This window comes from Pseudomonas sp. NPDC008258, from assembly GCF_042956345.1.
Classification (GTDB): domain Bacteria; phylum Pseudomonadota; class Gammaproteobacteria; order Pseudomonadales; family Pseudomonadaceae; genus Aquipseudomonas.
Genome location: NZ_JBIBGE010000005.1, coordinates 166,438 through 184,259 on the forward strand (window position 1 = coordinate 166,438; position 17,822 = coordinate 184,259).

A 17,822-nucleotide genomic window follows, 5' to 3' on the forward strand; every position below is an offset into this window, starting at 1 on the left:
AGCCGATCATTGCCCAAGTCAAAGGCTCGCTGCAGGAAGCCCGCAGCACTGCCGACCAGTCAGCCGCCATCGCTAGCCAGACCAGCAGTGGCATGCAGCAGCAGCACCGCGAAATCGAGCAAGTAGCCACTGCGGCCAACGAAATGAGCGCCACCGCCCTGGATGTAGCCCACAACGCCTCGCAGGCCGCCCAGGCCGCACGCGCCGCCGACCAGGCCAGCCGCGAAGGCCTGCAACTGATCGACAGCACCCGCCAGGGCATCGACCGCCTGGCAGCCGGCATGAACACCGCCATGGACGAGGCGCGTGCACTGGAAGGACGCAGCGGGCAGATCGGCTCGGTGCTGGAAGTGATTCGTACCATCGCCGAGCAGACCAACCTGCTGGCGCTCAATGCCGCCATCGAAGCCGCCCGCGCTGGCGAGGCCGGGCGCGGTTTTGCCGTGGTCGCCGATGAAGTACGTGGGCTGGCGCAGCGCACGCAGGTGTCGGTGGAGGAAATCCGCCAGGTCATCGAAGGCCTGCAGCAAGGCACCCAGGATGTGGTGGGCGCGATGCACGAAAGCCAGCGCCAGGCTCAGGACAGCGCGGCACGTATGGAACAGGCGCTGCCAGCCCTGCAGCGTATTGGCGAAGCGGTGACCGTGATCAGCGACATGAACCTGCAGATTGCCTCGGCGGCGGAAGAACAGAGCGCAGTGGCCGAGGAAGTGAATCGCAATGTGGCAGGAATTCGTGATGTCACCGAGTCGCTGGCGGGCCAGGCGGATGAGTCGGCACGCATCAGCCTGGCCTTGAACCGGCTGGCCAACCAGCAGCAGGCGCTGATGGAGCAGTTTCGCGTCTAGCCTGTAAGGGCCAATGCGCCTGCTTCGCGGGCTTGCCCGCTCCCACAGGAACTGCACTGCCCTTCAGGGTGGCGCCATACCTGTGGGAGCGGGCAAGCCCGCGAAGAGGCCCTCAAAGGCACCGCACCATTGTTAATTCTGAGCACAACCCATGCACAACCCAAACAGATCCACCTTCTTCGACATCACCAGCGAACAGGGCCTGTTACGCACCTCAATCGCCGTCACCCTGTTCATCGCCACCATCGGCATCGCCTTTGGCATCGCCTCTGGCTCGTTTTCCATCATGTTCGACGGCGTGTACTCACTGGTCGACGCCAGCATGAGCGGGCTGTCGCTGGTGGTGGTCAAGCTGATTACCTCGCACACCACCAGCGTGCAGATGTCACGCAAACTACGTGAGCGTTTCACCATGGGTTTCTGGCACCTGGAACCCATGGTACTGGCGCTCAATGGCATCCTGCTCAGCGGCGTGGCCATCTATGCGCTGATCAACGCGGTCAGCAGCCTGCTGCAAGGCGGCCGTCACCTGGAGTTCGGCATTGCCATGGTCTATGCCGTACTCACCGTGATCGCTTGCGTCACCATCGCTATCGTCGAAGCCCGCGCCAACCGCAAGCTGGGCTCGGATTTCGTGCGCATGGACGTCAAGGGCTGGGTGATGTCGGCCAGCATCACCGCTGCACTGCTGATCGCGTTCTGCTTTGGTTACGCGGTGCAGGGCACATCACTGGAGTGGGTATCGCCGTACATCGACCCTGCGGTACTGGCACTGGTCTGCCTGGTAATCGTGCCTCTGCCGATGTCGGTGGTGCGCCAGGCACTGTCGGAAATATTCCTGGTCACGCCGGGTGACCTGAAGGAACACGTAGATGACGTGGCAAAGGCGTTCGTCAGCAAGCACGGTTTGCAGTCGTATCGGGCTTACGTGGCCAAGGTAGGACGCTCACGGGAGATCGAATTGTATTTCATCGTGCCACCAGACATGGGGGCGAAAACAATCGATGAGTGGGACGCGCTGCGTAACGAAGTGGGCGATGCCGTTGGGGGTGAAGGGCCGGACCGCTGGATTACTGTGGTGTTTACCGGGGATACTGAATGGGCTGAATAGACCTTCAGTAGAACTAATTAAAATCCGCAAAGCGTGGACTTCGGCACTGCCGAATTGGCTACAAAGGATCAAATATGAAGGAACATACCTATAGCGTTACCGTGAACTGGGTCGGCAACAGCGGTGAAGGAACAACCCATTACACGTCCTACCAACGCGATTTCGATATAACAGCAGGCAACAAACGCCCCATTGCCGGCTCTGCGGACCCCGCGTTTCGCGGCGATTCCTCGCGCTGGAACCCTGAGGATCTACTGGTCGCTTCGCTCTCGGCCTGCCATAAGCTGTGGTACTTGCACCTGTGTGCGGTCAATGACGTGAACGTGCTGGAGTATGTCGATCAGCCGCTGGGTTTTATGTCTGAGGGCGACAATCAGCGCAAGGGGCATTTCAGGCAGGTGACCTTGTGCCCAAGAGTCGTCGTAGCAAGCGGGTCGGACATCGACCTTGCCATGCGCCTACACGAGCAGGCCCACCATGAATGCTTCATTGCCAACTCGGTAAATTTCCCAGTGCTATGTGACGCGGTTGTAGAGCACCAGCGGTGATGCCACCATCGCATAGGGCACACAACGAAAAAGCCCGCGACCATTGCTGGTCGCGGGCTTTGACGTACTGCATATGGTGGGTCGTGTAGGATTCGAACCTACGACCAATTGGTTAAAAGCCAACTGCTCTACCAACTGAGCTAACGACCCATTTGATGGCGCGTATAATACTGATTTCTAACGAAAAATCAATAGCCCATCAAAAATTTTCAATAATACCGCGTCGGGTCTTCTACACCGGCCGCCTTGAAGCCGTCGGCGCGCAGGCGGCAGCTGTCGCACTTGCCACAGGCACGGCCGTCATCGTCGGCCTGGTAGCAGGAAACCGTGAGGCTGTAATCCACGCCACGGGCCATGCCGGCCTGCACGATCTGCGCCTTGCTCATGTTCTGCAGGGGTGCCTGGATGCGGAAACCCTGCCCTTCAACACCCGCCTTGGTCGCCAGGTTGGCCACGCGCTCGAAGGATTCGACGAACTCGGGGCGGCAATCCGGGTAGCCTGAGTAGTCCACGGCGTTCACACCAATGAAGATGTCCCGCGCCTCCAGCACTTCTGCCCAACCCAGGGCCAAGGACAAGAATACGGTATTACGCGCCGGCACGTAGGTGACCGGTATGCCTTCACTTGGGGCTTCTGGCACGTCAATGCTGCTGTCGGTCAACGCCGAGCCGCCAATGCCGTCGAGGTTCAGGCCGATCACCTTGTGCTCGACTACGCCCAGGTCACGGGCAACGCGGGCGGCAGCATTCAGTTCGGCACGATGGCGCTGGCCATAGTCGAAGCTCATGGTGTAGCAGCTGTAGCCTTGGGCCTTGGCCATGGCAACCACGGTGGCCGAGTCCAGGCCACCGGACAACAGGATTACTGCGCGTTTTTCTGTCATGTGTGCTTGCTCCTCAATCAGCGTCCGGGTTCGTCGTTCCACAACAGCTTGTGCAGCTGCAGCTGGAAACGCACAGGCAGGTTGTCGGCAATGATCCAGTCCGCCAGGTCACTGGCATTTACCTGATGGTGGCTAGGCGAGAACAACACCTCGCCGGCACGCTCGGCCAGGTTGTACTGGATCAGCTTGGATACGGCCCAGTCGTAGTCCTCACGGGAACAGATGACAAACTTGACCTGGTCGTTGCGGGTCAGGTGCTCGATGTTCTCGTAACGGTTACGGTGCGACTCTTCGGAGCCCGGAGTCTTCAGGTCGACCACGCGGCTGACACGGGTGTCGGTGCCAGAGATATCGAGTGCGCCACTGGTCTCCAGTGATACCTCGTAACCGGCGTCACACAGCCGCTGTAGCAACGGCAAGGCGTTGGGCTGGGCCAGTGGCTCGCCACCGGTGACGCAAACGTACCGGGGCTTGAAGCCGGCAACCTGCTCAAGGATCGAATCAAGGGTACGAATGGTGCCGCCAGTGAAGGCATAGGCACTGTCGCAGTACTGGCAGCGCAGGGGGCAACCGGTGAGGCGCACGAAAACCGTGGGCAGCCCAGCCGTTCGCGTTTCACCCTGCAAAGAGTAAAAGACTTCGGTGATGCGTAATGTGTCTTGCATGCTCGCCACGGGCGTGACAGCTAAACAGGCTGCCCGCCTCCGTCAGGCACTGTCGCGGACTCGACATAGCGTTATCCGCAGCAGCGTGTTTACGAAAAAAGGGCGATGATTCTAACGAAAAAACCCGCGGCTGGCGCGGGTTTCTTTCGAACGGTGCTGCTACAAGGCTCAGAGCTTCTGCAAGTCGCGCTGTGCCAGTTGCGCGGCGGAGGTGCCGGGGTACTGGGTAATGACCTGCTGCAGGATGCCCTTGACCTTGTCGGTGTGGCCCATGCGGCGCTCGACGTCGGCCAGCTTGTACAGCGAATCAGGCACCTTGCTGTGCTTCGGATACTTCTGGCTGACCTGGGCAAAGGCCTGGCTGGCGCCTGGCAGGTCACCCTTGGCCAGGTTCACCTCACCCAACCAGTACTGGGCATTGCCGGCGTACTGGCTGTTGGGGTACTTGCGCAGGAAGGCGTTGAACGCCTGGCTGGCCTTGTCGAAGTCTTTCTGCTTGATCAGGTCGAAAGCAGCATCGTAGTAGAGCTTTTCTTTCGCCGGATCACCGGGCTCGCTACTGGCGGCCGGTTGTTGCGCAGCAGCACCTGCTGCTGCATCGGGGGCGGCATTGGATGCACCACCACCGGAGGAATTGTCAGGGGTTGCGGCAGGCGCAGCGCCACTGTTGATGCGACGGTCCAGGTCCTGGTATCGCTCCAGGTTTTCCTGCTTCATGCGCGACACATCGTTCTGCAGCTCTTCGATGATGCCTTGCTGGCGGGAAAGCTGGTCCTGCATCTGTTGCAGCTGCATGAACAGCTGGCCCTGTGCAGAGGCAGGGGCCGAAGCCCCCGACCCGGCATAGGCGCCGCTCGTGCCATAACCCGCAGGCGGATAACTGCCTGCGTTGTCATCTACTACAGGGACCTCAGCCCAGGCCGCGAGCGGCAGGCTGAGTGCGAGGACGGTTACTACACGGCGGCACATACGCATAAGAACTTACTTACGCAGTTCTACGCGACGGTTCTGAGCCCAGGACTGCTCGTCGTTGCCGGTGGCAACTGGACGCTCTTCGCCGTAGGAAACCAGTTCCAGCTGAGCAGGGGAAACGCCCTGCAGAACCAGGTAGCGCTGAACGGCCTTGGCACGACGCTCACCCAGAGCCATGTTGTACTCGCGGGTGCCGCGCTCGTCGGTGTTACCTTCCAGAACAACGCGGTTGCCGTTGGCTTTCAGGTCCTTGGCGTGAACGTCCAGAGCGCGCATGGCTTCTGGCTTCAGGTCCGAGCTGTCGTATTCGAAGTAGAAGGTGGTGATTGCGCGCAGGGCAGCTTCTTCGCTCAGGGAGCCGTCAACTGCGCCAGTGTTGGCACCGTAGCCAGCGTTAGGGTCTACAGCAGCGCCTTCGCCTGCGTTGTCACCGCCCTTCGAGGAGCAACCTACAGCTACGGCCATGGCCAGAGCCAGCGCAGCAAATTTACCAAACTTCAGCATTTCCATCGTGAAACTCCTAATGAAACCCCAGTGTGTTAAGCAAAACGTATTACGCCGCAATCAGTTCAGGTAAGGGGACCAGGACGGTTCTCTGACTTCGCCTTGAGCGGTAGGAAGTGGGAGCCTCACGCGGCCATTAAGCGACACGAGCATCAAGACTCCCCGGCCCTGCTGGCGGGTGGCGTAGATTAGCATGGTGCCGTTTGGCGCAACAGTGGGAGACTCATCAAGACTTGTTTCAGACAGAATCTTTACACTTCCGCGTTGCAAGTCCTGTGCCGCCACTTTGAAGTTGGTAAAACCCTGTTGGCGATGGATCATCACCAGGGTCTTTTCGTCCGCCGAAAGTTTCGGGTTGGCGTTGTAGTTACCTACGAAGGTTACGCGCTCGGCACCACCGCCACCGACCGACTGCTTGTAGATCTGCGGCTTGCCGCCACGGTCGGACGTGAAGTAAAGGGTGTTGCCATCTTTACCCCAGAACGGCTCGGTATTGATACCCGGGCCTGCGGTAACACGGCTGATCTGGCGCGATGCCACGTTCATCACATAGATGTCCGGGTTGCCGTCTTTCGACAATACGAACGCCAGGCGCGAGCCGTCCGGCGACCAGGCTGGTGCGCCGTTCAGGCCTTCGAAGTTGGTCACCTGCTCGCGGCGGCCGGTATCGATGTTCTGGATGAAGATGCGTGGACGCTTCTGCTCGAACGAAACATAGGCAATACGCTTGCCATCTGGCGCAAAGCGCGGCGACAGGATCGGCTCACGCGATTGCAGCAAGGTAACCGCACGCGCACCGTCGTAGTCCGAACGCTGCAGGGTGTAGCGGGTGTTGTTGGTGGAGAAGCGCTCGGCCGTCACGTACAGCATACGGGTGGAGAACGCCCCCTTGATGCCGGTGAGCTTCTCGAACGACTGGTCGGCAATGTAGTGCGCCATGTCGCGCAGCTGGTCGGTGCTGCCCGCCACGCTGCCGGTCAGCACTTGCTGCTCGGTAGCGACGTTGAACAGCGCGTACTGCACCTGCAGGCGACCGCCCGACGGCACGATGCTGCCCACCATCACGTACTGGGCACCCAGCGCCTTCCAGTCACGGAAGATGACTTCGCTGGCCTGCGACGGCTGGCTGATCATGTTCTGCCGCGGAATCGGCGAGTAGTAGCCGGAGTTGCGCAGATCGTTGCCGATGATGTCGGCAATGTCTTCTGGCAACACGCTGCCGCCCTGCAGACCGAACGGCACTACTGCGATGGGGGTTGCCCGGTCGCTGCCGCTGGTGACCAGGATGTTCTTTTCCTCTGCTACGGCCATGCCTGCCACGCAGCACAGCATGACCAGCAGTCCTCTCAGACGTTTAATCACAACGCTAGATCCTCAGGTGTAAATGTCATCTTGAACGAACGATATTGGTTGAAATCGCTCGGCTTCATACCCTGCATCTCGGTCAAACGACCAATGTTCTTCACCGCAGCCACCGCCGAACTGTCGTACGGGCCGTCACCACTGGAACGGGCCACGCTGACACTGGTGATGGTACCGTCCGGCAACATGTTGATCTGCAGGACCACCGTCATGCCCTTGCGCGCGGAAGGCGGACGTGCCCAGCCCTCGGCCGCGCGCATGCGGATCAGGTCGTCGAAGTCGCCGGCCACCTGGTCACCCTGCTCGTCGGCCAGCGCCTGCTGCCGCTCGGTGGTATCGGACAACAGCTCGGCCAGGGCCTGGGCTTTCTTGTCTTCAGCCGCCTTGCGGGCCGCTTCCTGTGCCTTTTTCTTCTGGGCGTCTGCAGCGGCCTTTTTCTTGGCCTCTTCAGCTGCCTTCTTCTTCGCGTCCTCGGCCGCCGCTTTCTTCTTGGCGTCCTCGGCTGCTTTCTTCTTGGCCTCTTCGGCTGCCTTTTTCTTGGCGTCCTCGGCGGCTTGTTTCTTCGCCTCTTCAGCGGCCTCCTTCTTGGCCTCTTCTTCGGCTTTTTTCTTGGCTTCTTCCTCAGCCTTCTTCTTGGCGATGTCGGCCTGCTGTTTCTCGGCGGCCTTCTTCGCCTCGTCGGCCTTCTTGGCTTCAGCGGCTTTCTTGGCCTCGGCAGCCTTGGCGGCGTCTGCGGCCTTGGCAGCGTCTTCGGCTTTTTTCGCTTCGGCAGCTTCGCGGGCCTCTTCGGCCTTTTGAGCAGCGTCGGCTTTCTTTTGTTCCGCGGCCTTCACAGCCTCCTGCTCGACCTTTTTCTGCTCCAGCTGCTCGACTTCGGTCTGGCGCGACGCGGTTTTCTTCGCTTCCCCGGCAATCTTCTGGTTGGTCTGGGTGGTCGCCTGGCTCTTGGACTTGAGCTGGTACAGGGTAGCCTGAACGATCGGCTTGGAAGGCGGCAGTTCAGGCGTCATCGCAAAACTGACGAACAGCAAGCCGAACACCAGCACATGCAGGCCGATGGCCCAGACACTGGGCCAGAAGTAGCTTTCCGAGGCGGATGGCTCTCGCTGTTGCATCAGGGCGCCTCGGTAATCAGGCCAACGTTACCGACACCGGCCTTCTGCAACCCGCCCATGGCACCCATGACCGCGCCATAGTCGACAGCCTTGTCGCCACGAATGAACACCTGGGTCTGCTTGCCCTGGTCACGGCCGGCAGCAATGATCTTGGTCACTGCACTGGTCATGTCAGGCAAGGTCATGGCCTTGTCCATCTGCTTGTCGGTATCGACTTCGCTGCCAAGGTTCCAGTAATAGGTCTTGTCGGCCTTGATGGAAATGGTGAGGATCTGGACGTTGTTGTCCTGCGGCAAGGCTTCGCTGGAAACCTTGGGCAGGTCGACCTTCACGCCCTGATTGAGCATGGGCGCCGTCACCATGAAGATGACCAGCAGCACCAGCATCACATCGATGTAGGGCACCACGTTCATCTCGGCGACGGGCTTGCGTTTGTGGCGAACTCGGGCCATGGGCTTCTACCTGATTACTCTTCGCTGGTGTGCACTTTGCGGTGCAGGATCGCCTGGAACTCGTCGGCGAAGGTGTAGTAACGACCGATCAGCACTTCGCTGCGCGCGGCAAACCGGTTGTAGGCGATGACCGCCGGGATTGCGGCGAACAGGCCAATGGCGGTGGCGATCAGTGCTTCGGCGATACCCGGGGCAACGGTGGCCAGGGTGGCCTGCTGGGCGCTGGCCAGGCCGCGGAACGAGTTCATGATGCCCCACACGGTACCGAACAGGCCGATGTACGGGCTGGTGGAACCAACGGTGGCCAGGAACGGCAGGCTTTGCTCGAGTTTTTCTTCCTCGCGCGAAATGGCCACGCGCATGGCACGGCCAACGCCTTCCATGACGGCGTCCGGGTCAACGCCTGGCTGCTGGCGCAGGCGCGAAAACTCCTTGAAGCCGGCACGGAAAACCTGCTCGACACCTGAGTCCGGGTCTGGGTTGCTGCCTGCCTGGCGGTACAGCTTGGACAGGTCGATACCCGACCAGAAGCGCTCCTCGAAGGCATCCAGCGCACGACGACCGGCACGCAGCATGGTGCTGCGCTGGAAGATCATGATCCATGAAGTGACCGAGGCGGCCACCAGGGTCAGCATTACCAGCTGTACCACCACGCTGGCATTGCTGACCAGACTCCACATGGAGGTATGGTCGACGACGTTAGCTTCCACGCTTATTCTCCTGCATTCGATTGATTACCCGAGCCGTCCGCCGCAAAGGCGTCGCGTAGCTGGGGGGGTATGGCTCGGGGTTTGAAAGTGTCGGCGCGCACGGCTGCCACCAGGAACTGCCCTTCGCAGAGCAGCGTTTCATCCTTTTCTCGCCAGACCTGCTGTACGAAACGCAGGCTGGCGCGATTGAGTTCAAGTACGTGCGCGGTGACCCGCAGTTCGTCATCCAGCCGCGCCGGCGCGTGATAACGCGCTTCGCTGGAATGGACCACGAACAACAGGTTGTCTTGCGCCAGTTGCGACTGGGAAAAGCCCAGCTGCCGCAGGCGTTCGGTGCGCGCGCGCTCCATGAATTTCAGGTAATTGACGTAATACACCACGCCACCGGCATCGGTATCTTCGTAATAGACGCGACAACGGTGTGCGAACGGTTCCAGGCCATTTTGCGCGCGCATACTCTAGTGCTTACTCCTCAGCTTGCCAATCCGCTGTGGCAACTGTTTTTTCTTCATTAATGTCTTATTGCCAGCGCACCTTCGGCATGCCAGCGGTAGGACCACGAAAAGCCGGTTTTGATCTGTCATTCATCGCCTGCTTCGGAAAAATCTCCACCCTCCCCCAGACGCCCGGGTACGTTCAGGCCAAAGTGCAGGTAGGCATGCCGGGTAACCACGCGGCCACGCGGGGTGCGCATGATATAGCCTTGCTGGATCAGGTACGGCTCAAGCACGTCCTCGATGGTATGGCGCTCTTCGCTGATGGCTGCAGCCAGGTTGTCCACCCCTACCGGGCCACCATCGAACTTCTCGATCATGGTCAGCAGCAGGCGGCGGTCGGAATGGTCGAACCCGCGCTCGTCGACATCCAGCAGGTTCAGCGCCATGTCGGCCACGGCCTTGGTGATCTGGCCCTTGCCGCGCACCTCGGCGTAGTCGCGCACGCGGCGCAACAGGCGGTTGGCGATACGTGGCGTGCCACGGGCACGCCGGGCAATCTCGTAGGCGCCCTGGTCTTCGATCACCAGGCCCAGGATGTTGGCCGAGCGGCTGACGATGGTGGCCAGGTCCTTGTCGCTGTAGAACTCCAGGCGCTGGACGATACCGAAGCGGTCACGCAACGGGTTGGTGAGCATGCCGGCACGGGTGGTGGCACCGACCAGGGTAAACGGCGGCAGGTCGAGCTTGATCGAGCGGGCGGCAGGCCCTTCGCCGATCATGATGTCGAGCTGGAAGTCTTCCATGGCCGGGTACAGCACCTCTTCGACGACCGGCGACAGGCGGTGGATTTCGTCGATGAACAGCACGTCGTGCGGCTCGAGGTTGGTCAGCATGGCCGCCAGGTCGCCGGGGCGCTCAAGAATCGGCCCCGAAGTGCTCTTCACCGACACGCCCATTTCATGGGCGATGATATTGGCCAGGGTGGTCTTGCCCAGACCCGGTGGGCCGAAGATCAAAGTGTGGTCGAGCGACTCGCTACGGCCACGGGCAGCCTGGATGAACAGCGACATCTGTTCACGCACCACCGGCTGCCCGATGTACTCGTCCAGGCTCAGCGGGCGGATTGCCCGGTCCTGAACCTCTTCACGGTCGCGGCCACTGGCGGCGATCAGGCGGTCGGCTTCGATCACTTGGTAATCATCCCTTTCAGACTGCGGCGGATCAGCTCCTCACTGCTCAGGCCGGCCTTGTCCTTGATCGCGGCAATTGCCTTGCTCGCTTCCTGCGGTTTGTAGCCCAGCGAGACCAGCGCGCTGACGGCGTCAGCCTCTGCGGTGGATTCGCTGGCGACCGGCAACGGGCCATCGGAGACCAGGGTGAACATGGCTGGGGAGGTTTCCCAGGCCTTGAAGCGGTCCTTGAGCTCGACCAGCAGGCGCTCGGCAGTTTTCTTGCCGACACCGGGCACGCGCACCAGGGCCGATGTGTCCTGGGCCTGTACGCAGCGCACCAGTTCGTCGACCTCCAGGCCAGACATCAGCGCCAATGCCAGCTTCGGCCCCACGCCGTTGAGGCGGATGAGCTCGCGGAACAGCTCGCGCTCGCGCTTTTCGGCAAAGCCGTAAAGCAGGTGGGCGTCTTCGCGCACCACCAGGTGGGTGTGCACGGTGACGGTTTCGCCCACTTTGGGCAGACGGTACAGCGTGGTCATGGGAACTTCCAGTTCGTAACCCACGCCGTTGACGTCGATAATCAGGTGCGGCGGCTGTTTTTCCGCCAGGGTGCCGCGCAAACGTCCAATCACGTTCCGATCCTTCCTCTCGGGGAGCGGGTCAAAGACCGCTCAACCCTATCAGCAAATGCAGCGGGTGAACGCTTCACCCGGACAAAATGTGTATCAGCGCATGAAGCGCCTACAGACGCAAGCGCCCGCCGCGTCGCCGCGCCGTGGCCAGGCCATGTGGCACCAGGCTGGAACGGGTATGGGCGTGACACAGGGCGATGGCCAGTGCATCGGAGGCATCGATCTGCGGCTTTTGCGTGAGTTTCAGCAGGTGCATGACCATCATCATCACCTGCTCCTTGTTGGCCCCACCGGTGCCGGCGACGGCCTGCTTGACCTGGGTGGCACTGTACTCGGCGATTTCCAGGCCAGCTTCGGCGGCGGCAACGATGGCCGCGCCACGGGCCTGGCCGAGCTTGAGCGCCGAGTCGGCATTGCGGGCCATGAACACCCGCTCGATGCCCATGGTCACGGGGCCGTGCTGGGTGATGATTTCACTGACACCACGAAAAACGATCTGTAACCGCTCGTGCAGCTCGCCGCTGCCGGTGCGGATGCAGCCCGACGCCACGTACTCGCAACCACGGGCGGTCTGGCGTACCACGCCATAGCCGGTGATGCGCGAGCCGGGGTCGATACCAAGAATCAGAGTCATAGCGCCTGCATGTTCAAAATGTACCGGCCTATTCGCGGGCAAGCCCGCTCCCACAGGGAGTGCATCAAAGCCGAGCCTGATGCAATACCTGTGGGAGCGGGCTTGCCCGCGAATAGGCCTTCAAGGCCAACGGAAGAACCTTAGCCGAGTTTTTCCATGATCTCGTCGGAAATCTGGGCATTGGAATAGACGTTCTGCACGTCATCCAGGTCTTCGAGCATGTCGATCAGTTTGAGCACCTTCTCGGCGCCCTCCAGGTCGAGTTCGGCGCTGGTGGTCGGCTGCATGACGATTTCCGCATCTGCTGCCTTGAACCCCGCCTCTTCCAGGGCATTACGCACGGCGTAGAAGCTGTTGAACGAAGTGAATACATCGAACGAACCGTCATCGTTGGCCACCACGTCGTCGGCATCGGCCTCCATCGCCGCTTCCATCAACGCGTCTTCTTCAACGCCGGGCGCAAAGCTGATCTGCCCCTTGCGTTCGAACAGGTAAGCCACCGAACCGTCGGTACCCAGGTTGCCGCCACACTTGGTGAAGGCATGACGCACAGCGGCAGCAGTGCGGTTGCGGTTGTCGGTCATGGCTTCGACCATGATCGCCACGCCGCCCGGACCGTAACCTTCGTAGCTGAGCTCTTCGACGTTGTCGCTTTCGTTGGTGCCAGCACCGCGGGCCACGGCGCGATCGATGATGTCGCGGCTCATGTTGGCACCCAAGGCCTTGTCCAGTGCCAGGCGCAAGCGCGGGTTGGATGCCGGGTCAGCACCACCTTGCTTGGCAGCAACCGTCAGCTCACGGATCCACTTGGTGAAGATCTTGCCTCTCTTGGCATCCTGGCGCTCTTTGCGGTGCTTGATGTTCGCCCACTTGGAATGACCAGCCATAACGACTCCGAATCCTTTGTTTCACAAACAGCCCCGCCCCTGTACGGGGCGGGACGGGAAAATACCTGCGCCGAAACGCAAAGGCGCATCCATGTGGATGCGCCCGGGGACTGCTTACTCGACCTTGGTCTGTTCGCGCAGTCGGATGTGCAGCTCGCGCAGGGCCTTGGCATCTACCAGGCCTGGGGCCTGGGTCATGACGCATGCGGCGCTCTGGGTTTTCGGGAAGGCGATCACTTCACGGATCGACTGGGCACCGGTCATCAGCATGACCAGGCGGTCCAGGCCGAAGGCCAGGCCACCGTGTGGCGGTGCGCCGAACTTCAGGGCGTCGAGCAGGAAGCCGAACTTCTCTTCCTGTTCTTCTGCCTCGATACCCAGCAGGCGGAAGACCGCCTGTTGCATCTCTTTGCGGTGGATACGGATCGAACCGCCACCCAGCTCGGTACCGTTCAGCACCATGTCGTAGGCACGGGACAGGGCTGTGGCCGGGTTGGCCTCCAGCTCTTGCGGGGTGCACTTTGGCGCGGTGAACGGGTGGTGCAGTGCAGTGAAGCTGCCGTCTTCGTTCTCTTCGAACATCGGGAAGTCGACAACCCACATCGGTGCCCACTCGCAGGTGTGCAGGTTGAAGTCGTTGCCGACCTTGATGCGCAGAGCACCCAGGGCCTCGCTGACGACCTTGAACTTGTCGGCACCGAAGAAGACGATGTCGCCATCTACCGCGCCAACGCGATCCAGGATCACGTTCAGGTTGGCTTCAGGGATGTTCTTGACGATCGGCGACTGCAGGCCTTCGACGCCCTTGGCGCGCTCGTTGACCTTGATGTACGCCAGGCCCTTGGCACCGTAGATGCCAACGAACTTGGTGTACTCGTCGATCTTGCTGCGCGGCATGCTGGCAGCGCCTGGCACACGCAGGGCAGTAACGCGGCACTTCGGATCGTTGGCGGGGCCGGCGAATACCTTGAAGTCGACATCCTTCAGCTGATCGGCAACGTCGACCAGTTCCAGCGGGTTACGCAGGTCCGGCTTGTCGGAACCGTAGCGGCGCATGGCTTCTTCGAAGGTCATGTGCGGGAATTCGCCGAATTCCAGGTCCAGCACTTCCTTGAACAGCTTGCGGATCATGCTTTCGGTCAAGCCCATGATCTCGCTTTCATCGAGGAAGCTGGTCTCGATGTCGATCTGGGTGAATTCCGGCTGGCGATCAGCACGCAGGTCTTCGTCACGGAAGCACTTGGCGATCTGGTAGTAGCGGTCGAAACCGGCAACCATCAGCAGCTGCTTGAACAGCTGCGGCGACTGCGGCAGTGCGAAGAAGCTGCCAGCGTGGGTACGGCTTGGCACCAGATAGTCACGCGCGCCTTCCGGAGTGGCGCGGGTGAGGATCGGGGTTTCGACGTCGAGGAAGCCGTTGTCGTCCATGAAGCGACGAATGCTGCTGGTGATGCGCGAACGCAGGCGCAGCTTTTCGGCCATTTCTGGGCGACGCAGGTCGATGAAGCGATAGCGCAGGCGGGTTTCCTCGCCAACGTCGGAGTACTCGTTCAGCGGGAACGGCGGGGTTTCTGCTTCATTGAGCACGGTCAGTTGGTAGCCGAGGATCTCGATGGCGCCGGAGGCCATGTTGGCATTCACCGCACCGTCCGGGCGCTTGCGCACCTTGCCGGTGACCTGCACGACGTATTCGCTACGCACGCGGTCGGCGGCGGCGAAGGTTTCGGCGCGATCCGGGTCGAACACGACCTGGGCCATGCCTTCGCGGTCACGGATGTCGAGGAAGATCACCCCGCCGTGGTCGCGGCGACGATGGACCCAGCCGCAAAGGGTGACTTCCTGGCCGTCCAGGCTCTCGTTCAGTTGGCCGCAATAATGGCTGCGCATCATGATGGTGGTTTCGCTTCTCGTGATTCGTGTATTCGGTGGAGGCCTTGGCCGCCCGGAGGGCTAATACTGCAAGACCCGGTCACAGCATTCAACTCAGTCGGCCTTGTCGCCGCCTGCCAGATTCTTTTTCGCCCCGGTCTTGAAGTCGGTTTCGTACCAACCATTACCGCTCAGGCGAAAGCCCGGCACCGACAGCAGCTTCTTCAGCGCGGGCGCCTGGCAGGCCGGGCAATCGGTCAGCGGCGCGGCGCTGATCTTCTGCAGCACTTCCATGCGATGCTCGCAGGACGCACATTGATAGTCATAAAGGGGCATGGGTGTCTCTCGTCAACCATAACGCTGGCTGCCGGGGCAGCAAAAAGCGGGATTATATATGGTTAACAAGCACTGCGCAGCCCGCCCGGCGATCAGCGCGCACTTGGCGGGTTTTGCAGCCAGGCCACACAAATGACCCGGATCAGCCCACTGAAGTTGCGAACCCCACCCTGACGCAGGTGCACCTCGCGGTCCACGTAGGACAATACGGCACTGACCGAACAGCGGTTGGCGGCGGCGATTCGCTCCAGGATACCCCAGTAGACGGCCTCCAGGCGCAGGCAGGTGGAAAACCCGTTGAGCCGCACCGAGCGCGACACCGGCTGGATCTGCAACATGTCGAAATCCGCCTTGAACGGATCAACACACTGTTTTCCTGGCCAACTGCCCTGGCCAGCCACACGCTTGCTCGCTTGCATCATGCGCCCTACTTCCTCGTCACCGGTAACAGACGAGCTATGAAGCGCTGATGGGCGAGGTTAAAGCAGCGGCAAAATTTTCCTGTTCAAAAACCAACTCTTGAACGTAGCGCGAACCCTGTGGGAGCGGGCATGCCCGCGAAGCCGGCGACGCGGTGCATGGCGCCGGCCTTGCCGGTGTTCGCGGGCGCGCCCGCTCCCACAGGGTTATGTGACAGCTTTTGGTGCTTACTTGCCGTCGAGCAGCACCCGCAACATCCACGCAGTTTTTTCGTGCACCTGCATGCGCTGGGTCAGCAGGTCGGCGGTCGGTTCGTCACTGACCTTGTCCACCACCGGGAAGATGCTGCGCGCGGTACGCACCACGGCCTCCTGGCCCTGTACCAGCTGGCGGATCATCTCGTCAGCCGGGGGCACGCCCTCCTCCTCCTTGATCGAGGAGTGCCGCGCATAGAATGCATACGACCCCGGCGCCGGGAAGCCCAGGGCACGGATGCGCTCGGCAATCGAATCGACCGCCAGCGCCAACTCGTTGTACTGCTCCTCGAACATCAGGTGCAGGGTGCGGAACGACGGACCGGTGACGTTCCAGTGGAAGTTATGGGTTTTCAGATACAGCACGTAGGTATCCGATAACAGGCGGGACAACCCATCGACGATGGACTTGCGATCTTCTTCACTGATACCGATATCGATTGCCATGAAGTTCCCCTTTCCATAAGGCTTGAGACTCAAGCGGACGCCGACCACTGTAGCAACACTTGACCTGCATCGCCTGTGACATGGCGCAACACATCGCCCGGCGGGCAGCCTGCAGTTTGAGTAGCCTGCGGCTTTACTGTTAAATAGGCACCGTGCCACCCGTGCGGACTGTCATTGCCGGGTGCATAGGCTGGCCTGCCACGTGTTCGCGCTCTACACCTCATGCGCACCGTGCTGCCAGCTCTTCCTGTGATCGGCCTTATCAACTGTGAGCCAACCCCATGTTCAAGATCGTCCATCTGGTGACGGGCGTGGCAGCCTTGCTGCTATCGCTCATACCCAGCCTGAAAACCGATGCGACACCCTTCCTGCAACAACCTGATGCGGTTTACCTGGCCCTGCTCGGCCTGCTCAACCTGGTCCTCGCCCCCGTTGTGCCACTGTACTACCGCGGTGCACGGCAGCAATTGCAGCACCTTGCCTGCGCCTTGCTGGTAGTGGCAGTGGTACTGCAAACCCTGACGCTGCTGGCCCGCCCGGAAATGGGCAACCTTGCTGCGCTGGTCTGCGCAGCACTGGCCGTGGCCCTGCACCTGGCCGTGGGCTTTGCCCGCACACCGCGCAAGGCTCGCAACAGCCAGCACACGACGCAAGATGGCGTCAACCGTGATACCGGCACCGTCAAGTGGTTCAACACCTCGAAAGGCTTTGGTTTTATCTCCCGCGATTCGGGCGATGACATCTTCGTGCACTTTCGCGCCATCCGCGGCGAAGGCCATCGCATTCTGGTCGAAGGCCAGCGCGTGGAGTTTTCGGTGATGCACCGCGACAAGGGCCTGCAAGCTGAAGATGTAGTTGCGGTAGCCCGCCGCTGATTGCCGCACCACCCAAGGGCCTATTCACCGGCATGCCGGTGAATAGGCCCTTGCAACCCGTCAATAATGAGGCGGTGGCGCCTCTTCCCCTTCGCTGCCGTACTGGCCAACCATCTCTTCATAACGCTTGATCAGCTCGGCCATCTGCGATTGCAGCCGCTCGATCACCCGCGCCTGCTCGAACACCACGTCATTCAACGCCTGAAGGGTGTCATCCTGGAACGCCTGGCGGGTTTCCAGTTCGACAATACGCAATTCCAGCGACATGTCAGGCCTCCTGATAGCCAGCAAGTTGCAGCCCACGCAAACGCTCACGAATGGCTTGCAACTGATCGTCGCTGTAGGCCACGGCCGGGCACTTGCCCCACACCGGTGCAGGCCAGGCAGCGTCGTCACGCTGACGTACGATCACATGCATGTGCAACTGGCTGACCACATTGCCCAAGGTGGCCACGTTCATCTTGTCGGCGCTGTAGCTGGCTTTCAGCGCTTCAGCCAACAGGGTGGTTTCCTGCCACAACTGCTGCTGCTCTGGCGCATCCAGCTCGAACAGTTCGCTGATACCGGCACGCTTGGGCACCAGGATGAACCATGGGTAGTTGGCATCCTTGCTCAGCAGCAACTGGCACAGCGCAAACTCCCCCAGCACCAGGGAATCCTGCTGCAAACGCGAATCGAGGACGAACAC

The 17,822-nt window shown here is 61.0% G+C and carries 23 protein-coding genes and 1 tRNA gene; 4 read left to right on the forward strand and 20 right to left on the reverse strand.

From position 1 onward, the window contains the following. The first annotated feature begins 92 nt into the window (after window positions 1-92). The 3 genes from ACFY9W_RS05860 to ACFY9W_RS05870 all read left to right on the forward strand — a co-directional run bounded on the left by ACFY9W_RS05860 (window position 93) and on the right by ACFY9W_RS05870 (window position 2,507). Window positions 93-848: a methyl-accepting chemotaxis protein gene (locus tag ACFY9W_RS05860; RefSeq protein WP_391127215.1), complete on the forward strand. Its 756-nt coding sequence runs from the start codon at window positions 93-95 to the stop codon at window positions 846-848. Between the two features lie 151 nt (window positions 849-999). Then, the gene (locus ACFY9W_RS05865; RefSeq protein ID WP_391127032.1) at window positions 1,000-1,959 is read left to right on the forward strand and encodes a cation transporter; all 960 of its coding nucleotides are present in this window, start codon (window positions 1,000-1,002) and stop codon (window positions 1,957-1,959) included. Window positions 1,960-2,033: 74 nt separating this feature from the next. Further along, window positions 2,034-2,507 carry an OsmC family protein gene (locus ACFY9W_RS05870; protein ID WP_391127035.1) on the forward strand — a complete coding sequence of 158 codons (474 nt, stop codon included), beginning with the start codon at window positions 2,034-2,036 and terminating at the stop codon, window positions 2,505-2,507. A 74-nt stretch (window positions 2,508-2,581) separates the two neighbouring features. Here the strand turns inward: ACFY9W_RS05870 and ACFY9W_RS05875 are convergent. From ACFY9W_RS05875 to ACFY9W_RS05960, 18 genes are all read right to left on the reverse strand, one after another. Further along, a tRNA-Lys gene (locus ACFY9W_RS05875) sits at window positions 2,582-2,657 on the reverse strand. A gap of 59 nt (window positions 2,658-2,716) precedes the next feature. Continuing rightward, window positions 2,717-3,391 (reverse strand): 7-cyano-7-deazaguanine synthase QueC, encoded by a 675-nt coding sequence (queC, locus tag ACFY9W_RS05880; protein ID WP_391127038.1) that lies wholly within the window; start codon window positions 3,389-3,391, stop codon window positions 2,717-2,719. Window positions 3,392-3,408: 17 nt separating this feature from the next. Next, window positions 3,409-4,056, reverse strand: a complete 648-nt coding sequence (gene queE, locus ACFY9W_RS05885) for a 7-carboxy-7-deazaguanine synthase QueE (RefSeq protein WP_391127041.1) — start codon at window positions 4,054-4,056, stop codon at window positions 3,409-3,411. Between the two features lie 168 nt (window positions 4,057-4,224). Beyond that, the gene (ybgF, locus tag ACFY9W_RS05890; protein WP_110743807.1) at window positions 4,225-5,031 is read right to left on the reverse strand and encodes a tol-pal system protein YbgF; all 807 of its coding nucleotides are present in this window, start codon (window positions 5,029-5,031) and stop codon (window positions 4,225-4,227) included. Between the two features lie 6 nt (window positions 5,032-5,037). Next, the gene (gene pal / locus ACFY9W_RS05895) at window positions 5,038-5,538 is read right to left on the reverse strand and encodes a peptidoglycan-associated lipoprotein Pal (RefSeq protein ID WP_003254755.1); all 501 of its coding nucleotides are present in this window, start codon (window positions 5,536-5,538) and stop codon (window positions 5,038-5,040) included. Window positions 5,539-5,592: 54 nt separating this feature from the next. After that, on the reverse strand, window positions 5,593-6,864 hold the full coding sequence (gene tolB / locus ACFY9W_RS05900; RefSeq protein ID WP_391127218.1) for a Tol-Pal system beta propeller repeat protein TolB: 1,272 nt from the start codon (window positions 6,862-6,864) through the stop codon (window positions 5,593-5,595). A gap of 26 nt (window positions 6,865-6,890) precedes the next feature. Further along, window positions 6,891-8,009, reverse strand: coding sequence for a cell envelope integrity protein TolA (tolA, locus tag ACFY9W_RS05905; RefSeq protein ID WP_391127047.1), 1,119 nt, complete (start codon window positions 8,007-8,009; stop codon window positions 6,891-6,893). Further along, window positions 8,009-8,461, reverse strand: a complete 453-nt coding sequence (gene tolR / locus ACFY9W_RS05910; RefSeq protein WP_008090221.1) for a protein TolR — start codon at window positions 8,459-8,461, stop codon at window positions 8,009-8,011. Before tolR ends, tolA begins: the two co-directional genes overlap by 1 nt. Before the next feature lie 14 nt (window positions 8,462-8,475). After that, a complete protein-coding gene (gene tolQ / locus ACFY9W_RS05915) occupies window positions 8,476-9,171 on the reverse strand; it encodes a protein TolQ (protein WP_010952367.1) in 696 nt (231 codons plus the stop codon). A gap of 2 nt (window positions 9,172-9,173) precedes the next feature. Continuing rightward, the gene (gene ybgC / locus ACFY9W_RS05920) at window positions 9,174-9,626 is read right to left on the reverse strand and encodes a tol-pal system-associated acyl-CoA thioesterase (protein ID WP_391127052.1); all 453 of its coding nucleotides are present in this window, start codon (window positions 9,624-9,626) and stop codon (window positions 9,174-9,176) included. A gap of 125 nt (window positions 9,627-9,751) precedes the next feature. Then, on the reverse strand, window positions 9,752-10,798 hold the full coding sequence (gene ruvB, locus ACFY9W_RS05925) for a Holliday junction branch migration DNA helicase RuvB (RefSeq protein ID WP_391127055.1): 1,047 nt from the start codon (window positions 10,796-10,798) through the stop codon (window positions 9,752-9,754). Further along, window positions 10,795-11,412 (reverse strand): Holliday junction branch migration protein RuvA, encoded by a 618-nt coding sequence (ruvA, locus tag ACFY9W_RS05930; RefSeq protein ID WP_391127058.1) that lies wholly within the window; start codon window positions 11,410-11,412, stop codon window positions 10,795-10,797. The genes ruvB and ruvA overlap by 4 nt, the downstream gene beginning before the upstream one ends. Window positions 11,413-11,521: 109 nt before the next feature. After that, window positions 11,522-12,046: a crossover junction endodeoxyribonuclease RuvC gene (ruvC, locus tag ACFY9W_RS05935; RefSeq protein WP_029888028.1), complete on the reverse strand. Its 525-nt coding sequence runs from the start codon at window positions 12,044-12,046 to the stop codon at window positions 11,522-11,524. A 140-nt stretch (window positions 12,047-12,186) separates the two neighbouring features. Further along, a complete protein-coding gene (locus ACFY9W_RS05940) occupies window positions 12,187-12,933 on the reverse strand; it encodes a YebC/PmpR family DNA-binding transcriptional regulator (protein WP_391127062.1) in 747 nt (248 codons plus the stop codon). 114 nt (window positions 12,934-13,047) lie between these two features. Further along, window positions 13,048-14,823, reverse strand: coding sequence for an aspartate--tRNA ligase (gene aspS, locus ACFY9W_RS05945; RefSeq protein ID WP_391127064.1), 1,776 nt, complete (start codon window positions 14,821-14,823; stop codon window positions 13,048-13,050). Window positions 14,824-14,916: 93 nt separating this feature from the next. Then, window positions 14,917-15,138 carry an FmdB family zinc ribbon protein gene (locus tag ACFY9W_RS05950; protein ID WP_003254776.1) on the reverse strand — a complete coding sequence of 74 codons (222 nt, stop codon included), beginning with the start codon at window positions 15,136-15,138 and terminating at the stop codon, window positions 14,917-14,919. Window positions 15,139-15,230: 92 nt separating this feature from the next. Beyond that, window positions 15,231-15,560 carry a ribbon-helix-helix domain-containing protein gene (locus tag ACFY9W_RS05955; RefSeq protein ID WP_391127068.1) on the reverse strand — a complete coding sequence of 110 codons (330 nt, stop codon included), beginning with the start codon at window positions 15,558-15,560 and terminating at the stop codon, window positions 15,231-15,233. A 225-nt stretch (window positions 15,561-15,785) separates the two neighbouring features. Next, window positions 15,786-16,259 (reverse strand): Dps family protein, encoded by a 474-nt coding sequence (locus ACFY9W_RS05960; protein WP_003254783.1) that lies wholly within the window; start codon window positions 16,257-16,259, stop codon window positions 15,786-15,788. 281 nt (window positions 16,260-16,540) lie between these two features. Between ACFY9W_RS05960 and ACFY9W_RS05965 the strand changes: the two genes are divergently transcribed. Then, window positions 16,541-17,134 carry a cold shock domain-containing protein membrane protein gene (locus tag ACFY9W_RS05965; protein ID WP_391127071.1) on the forward strand — a complete coding sequence of 198 codons (594 nt, stop codon included), beginning with the start codon at window positions 16,541-16,543 and terminating at the stop codon, window positions 17,132-17,134. Between the two features lie 60 nt (window positions 17,135-17,194). On the opposite strand, the gene ACFY9W_RS05970 is transcribed toward ACFY9W_RS05965, so the two are convergent. Next, a complete protein-coding gene (locus ACFY9W_RS05970) occupies window positions 17,195-17,401 on the reverse strand; it encodes a SlyX family protein (protein ID WP_391127074.1) in 207 nt (68 codons plus the stop codon). 1 nt (window position 17,402) lies between these two features. Further along, window positions 17,403-17,822: an HIT domain-containing protein gene (locus ACFY9W_RS05975; RefSeq protein ID WP_391127076.1), complete on the reverse strand. Its 420-nt coding sequence runs from the start codon at window positions 17,820-17,822 to the stop codon at window positions 17,403-17,405.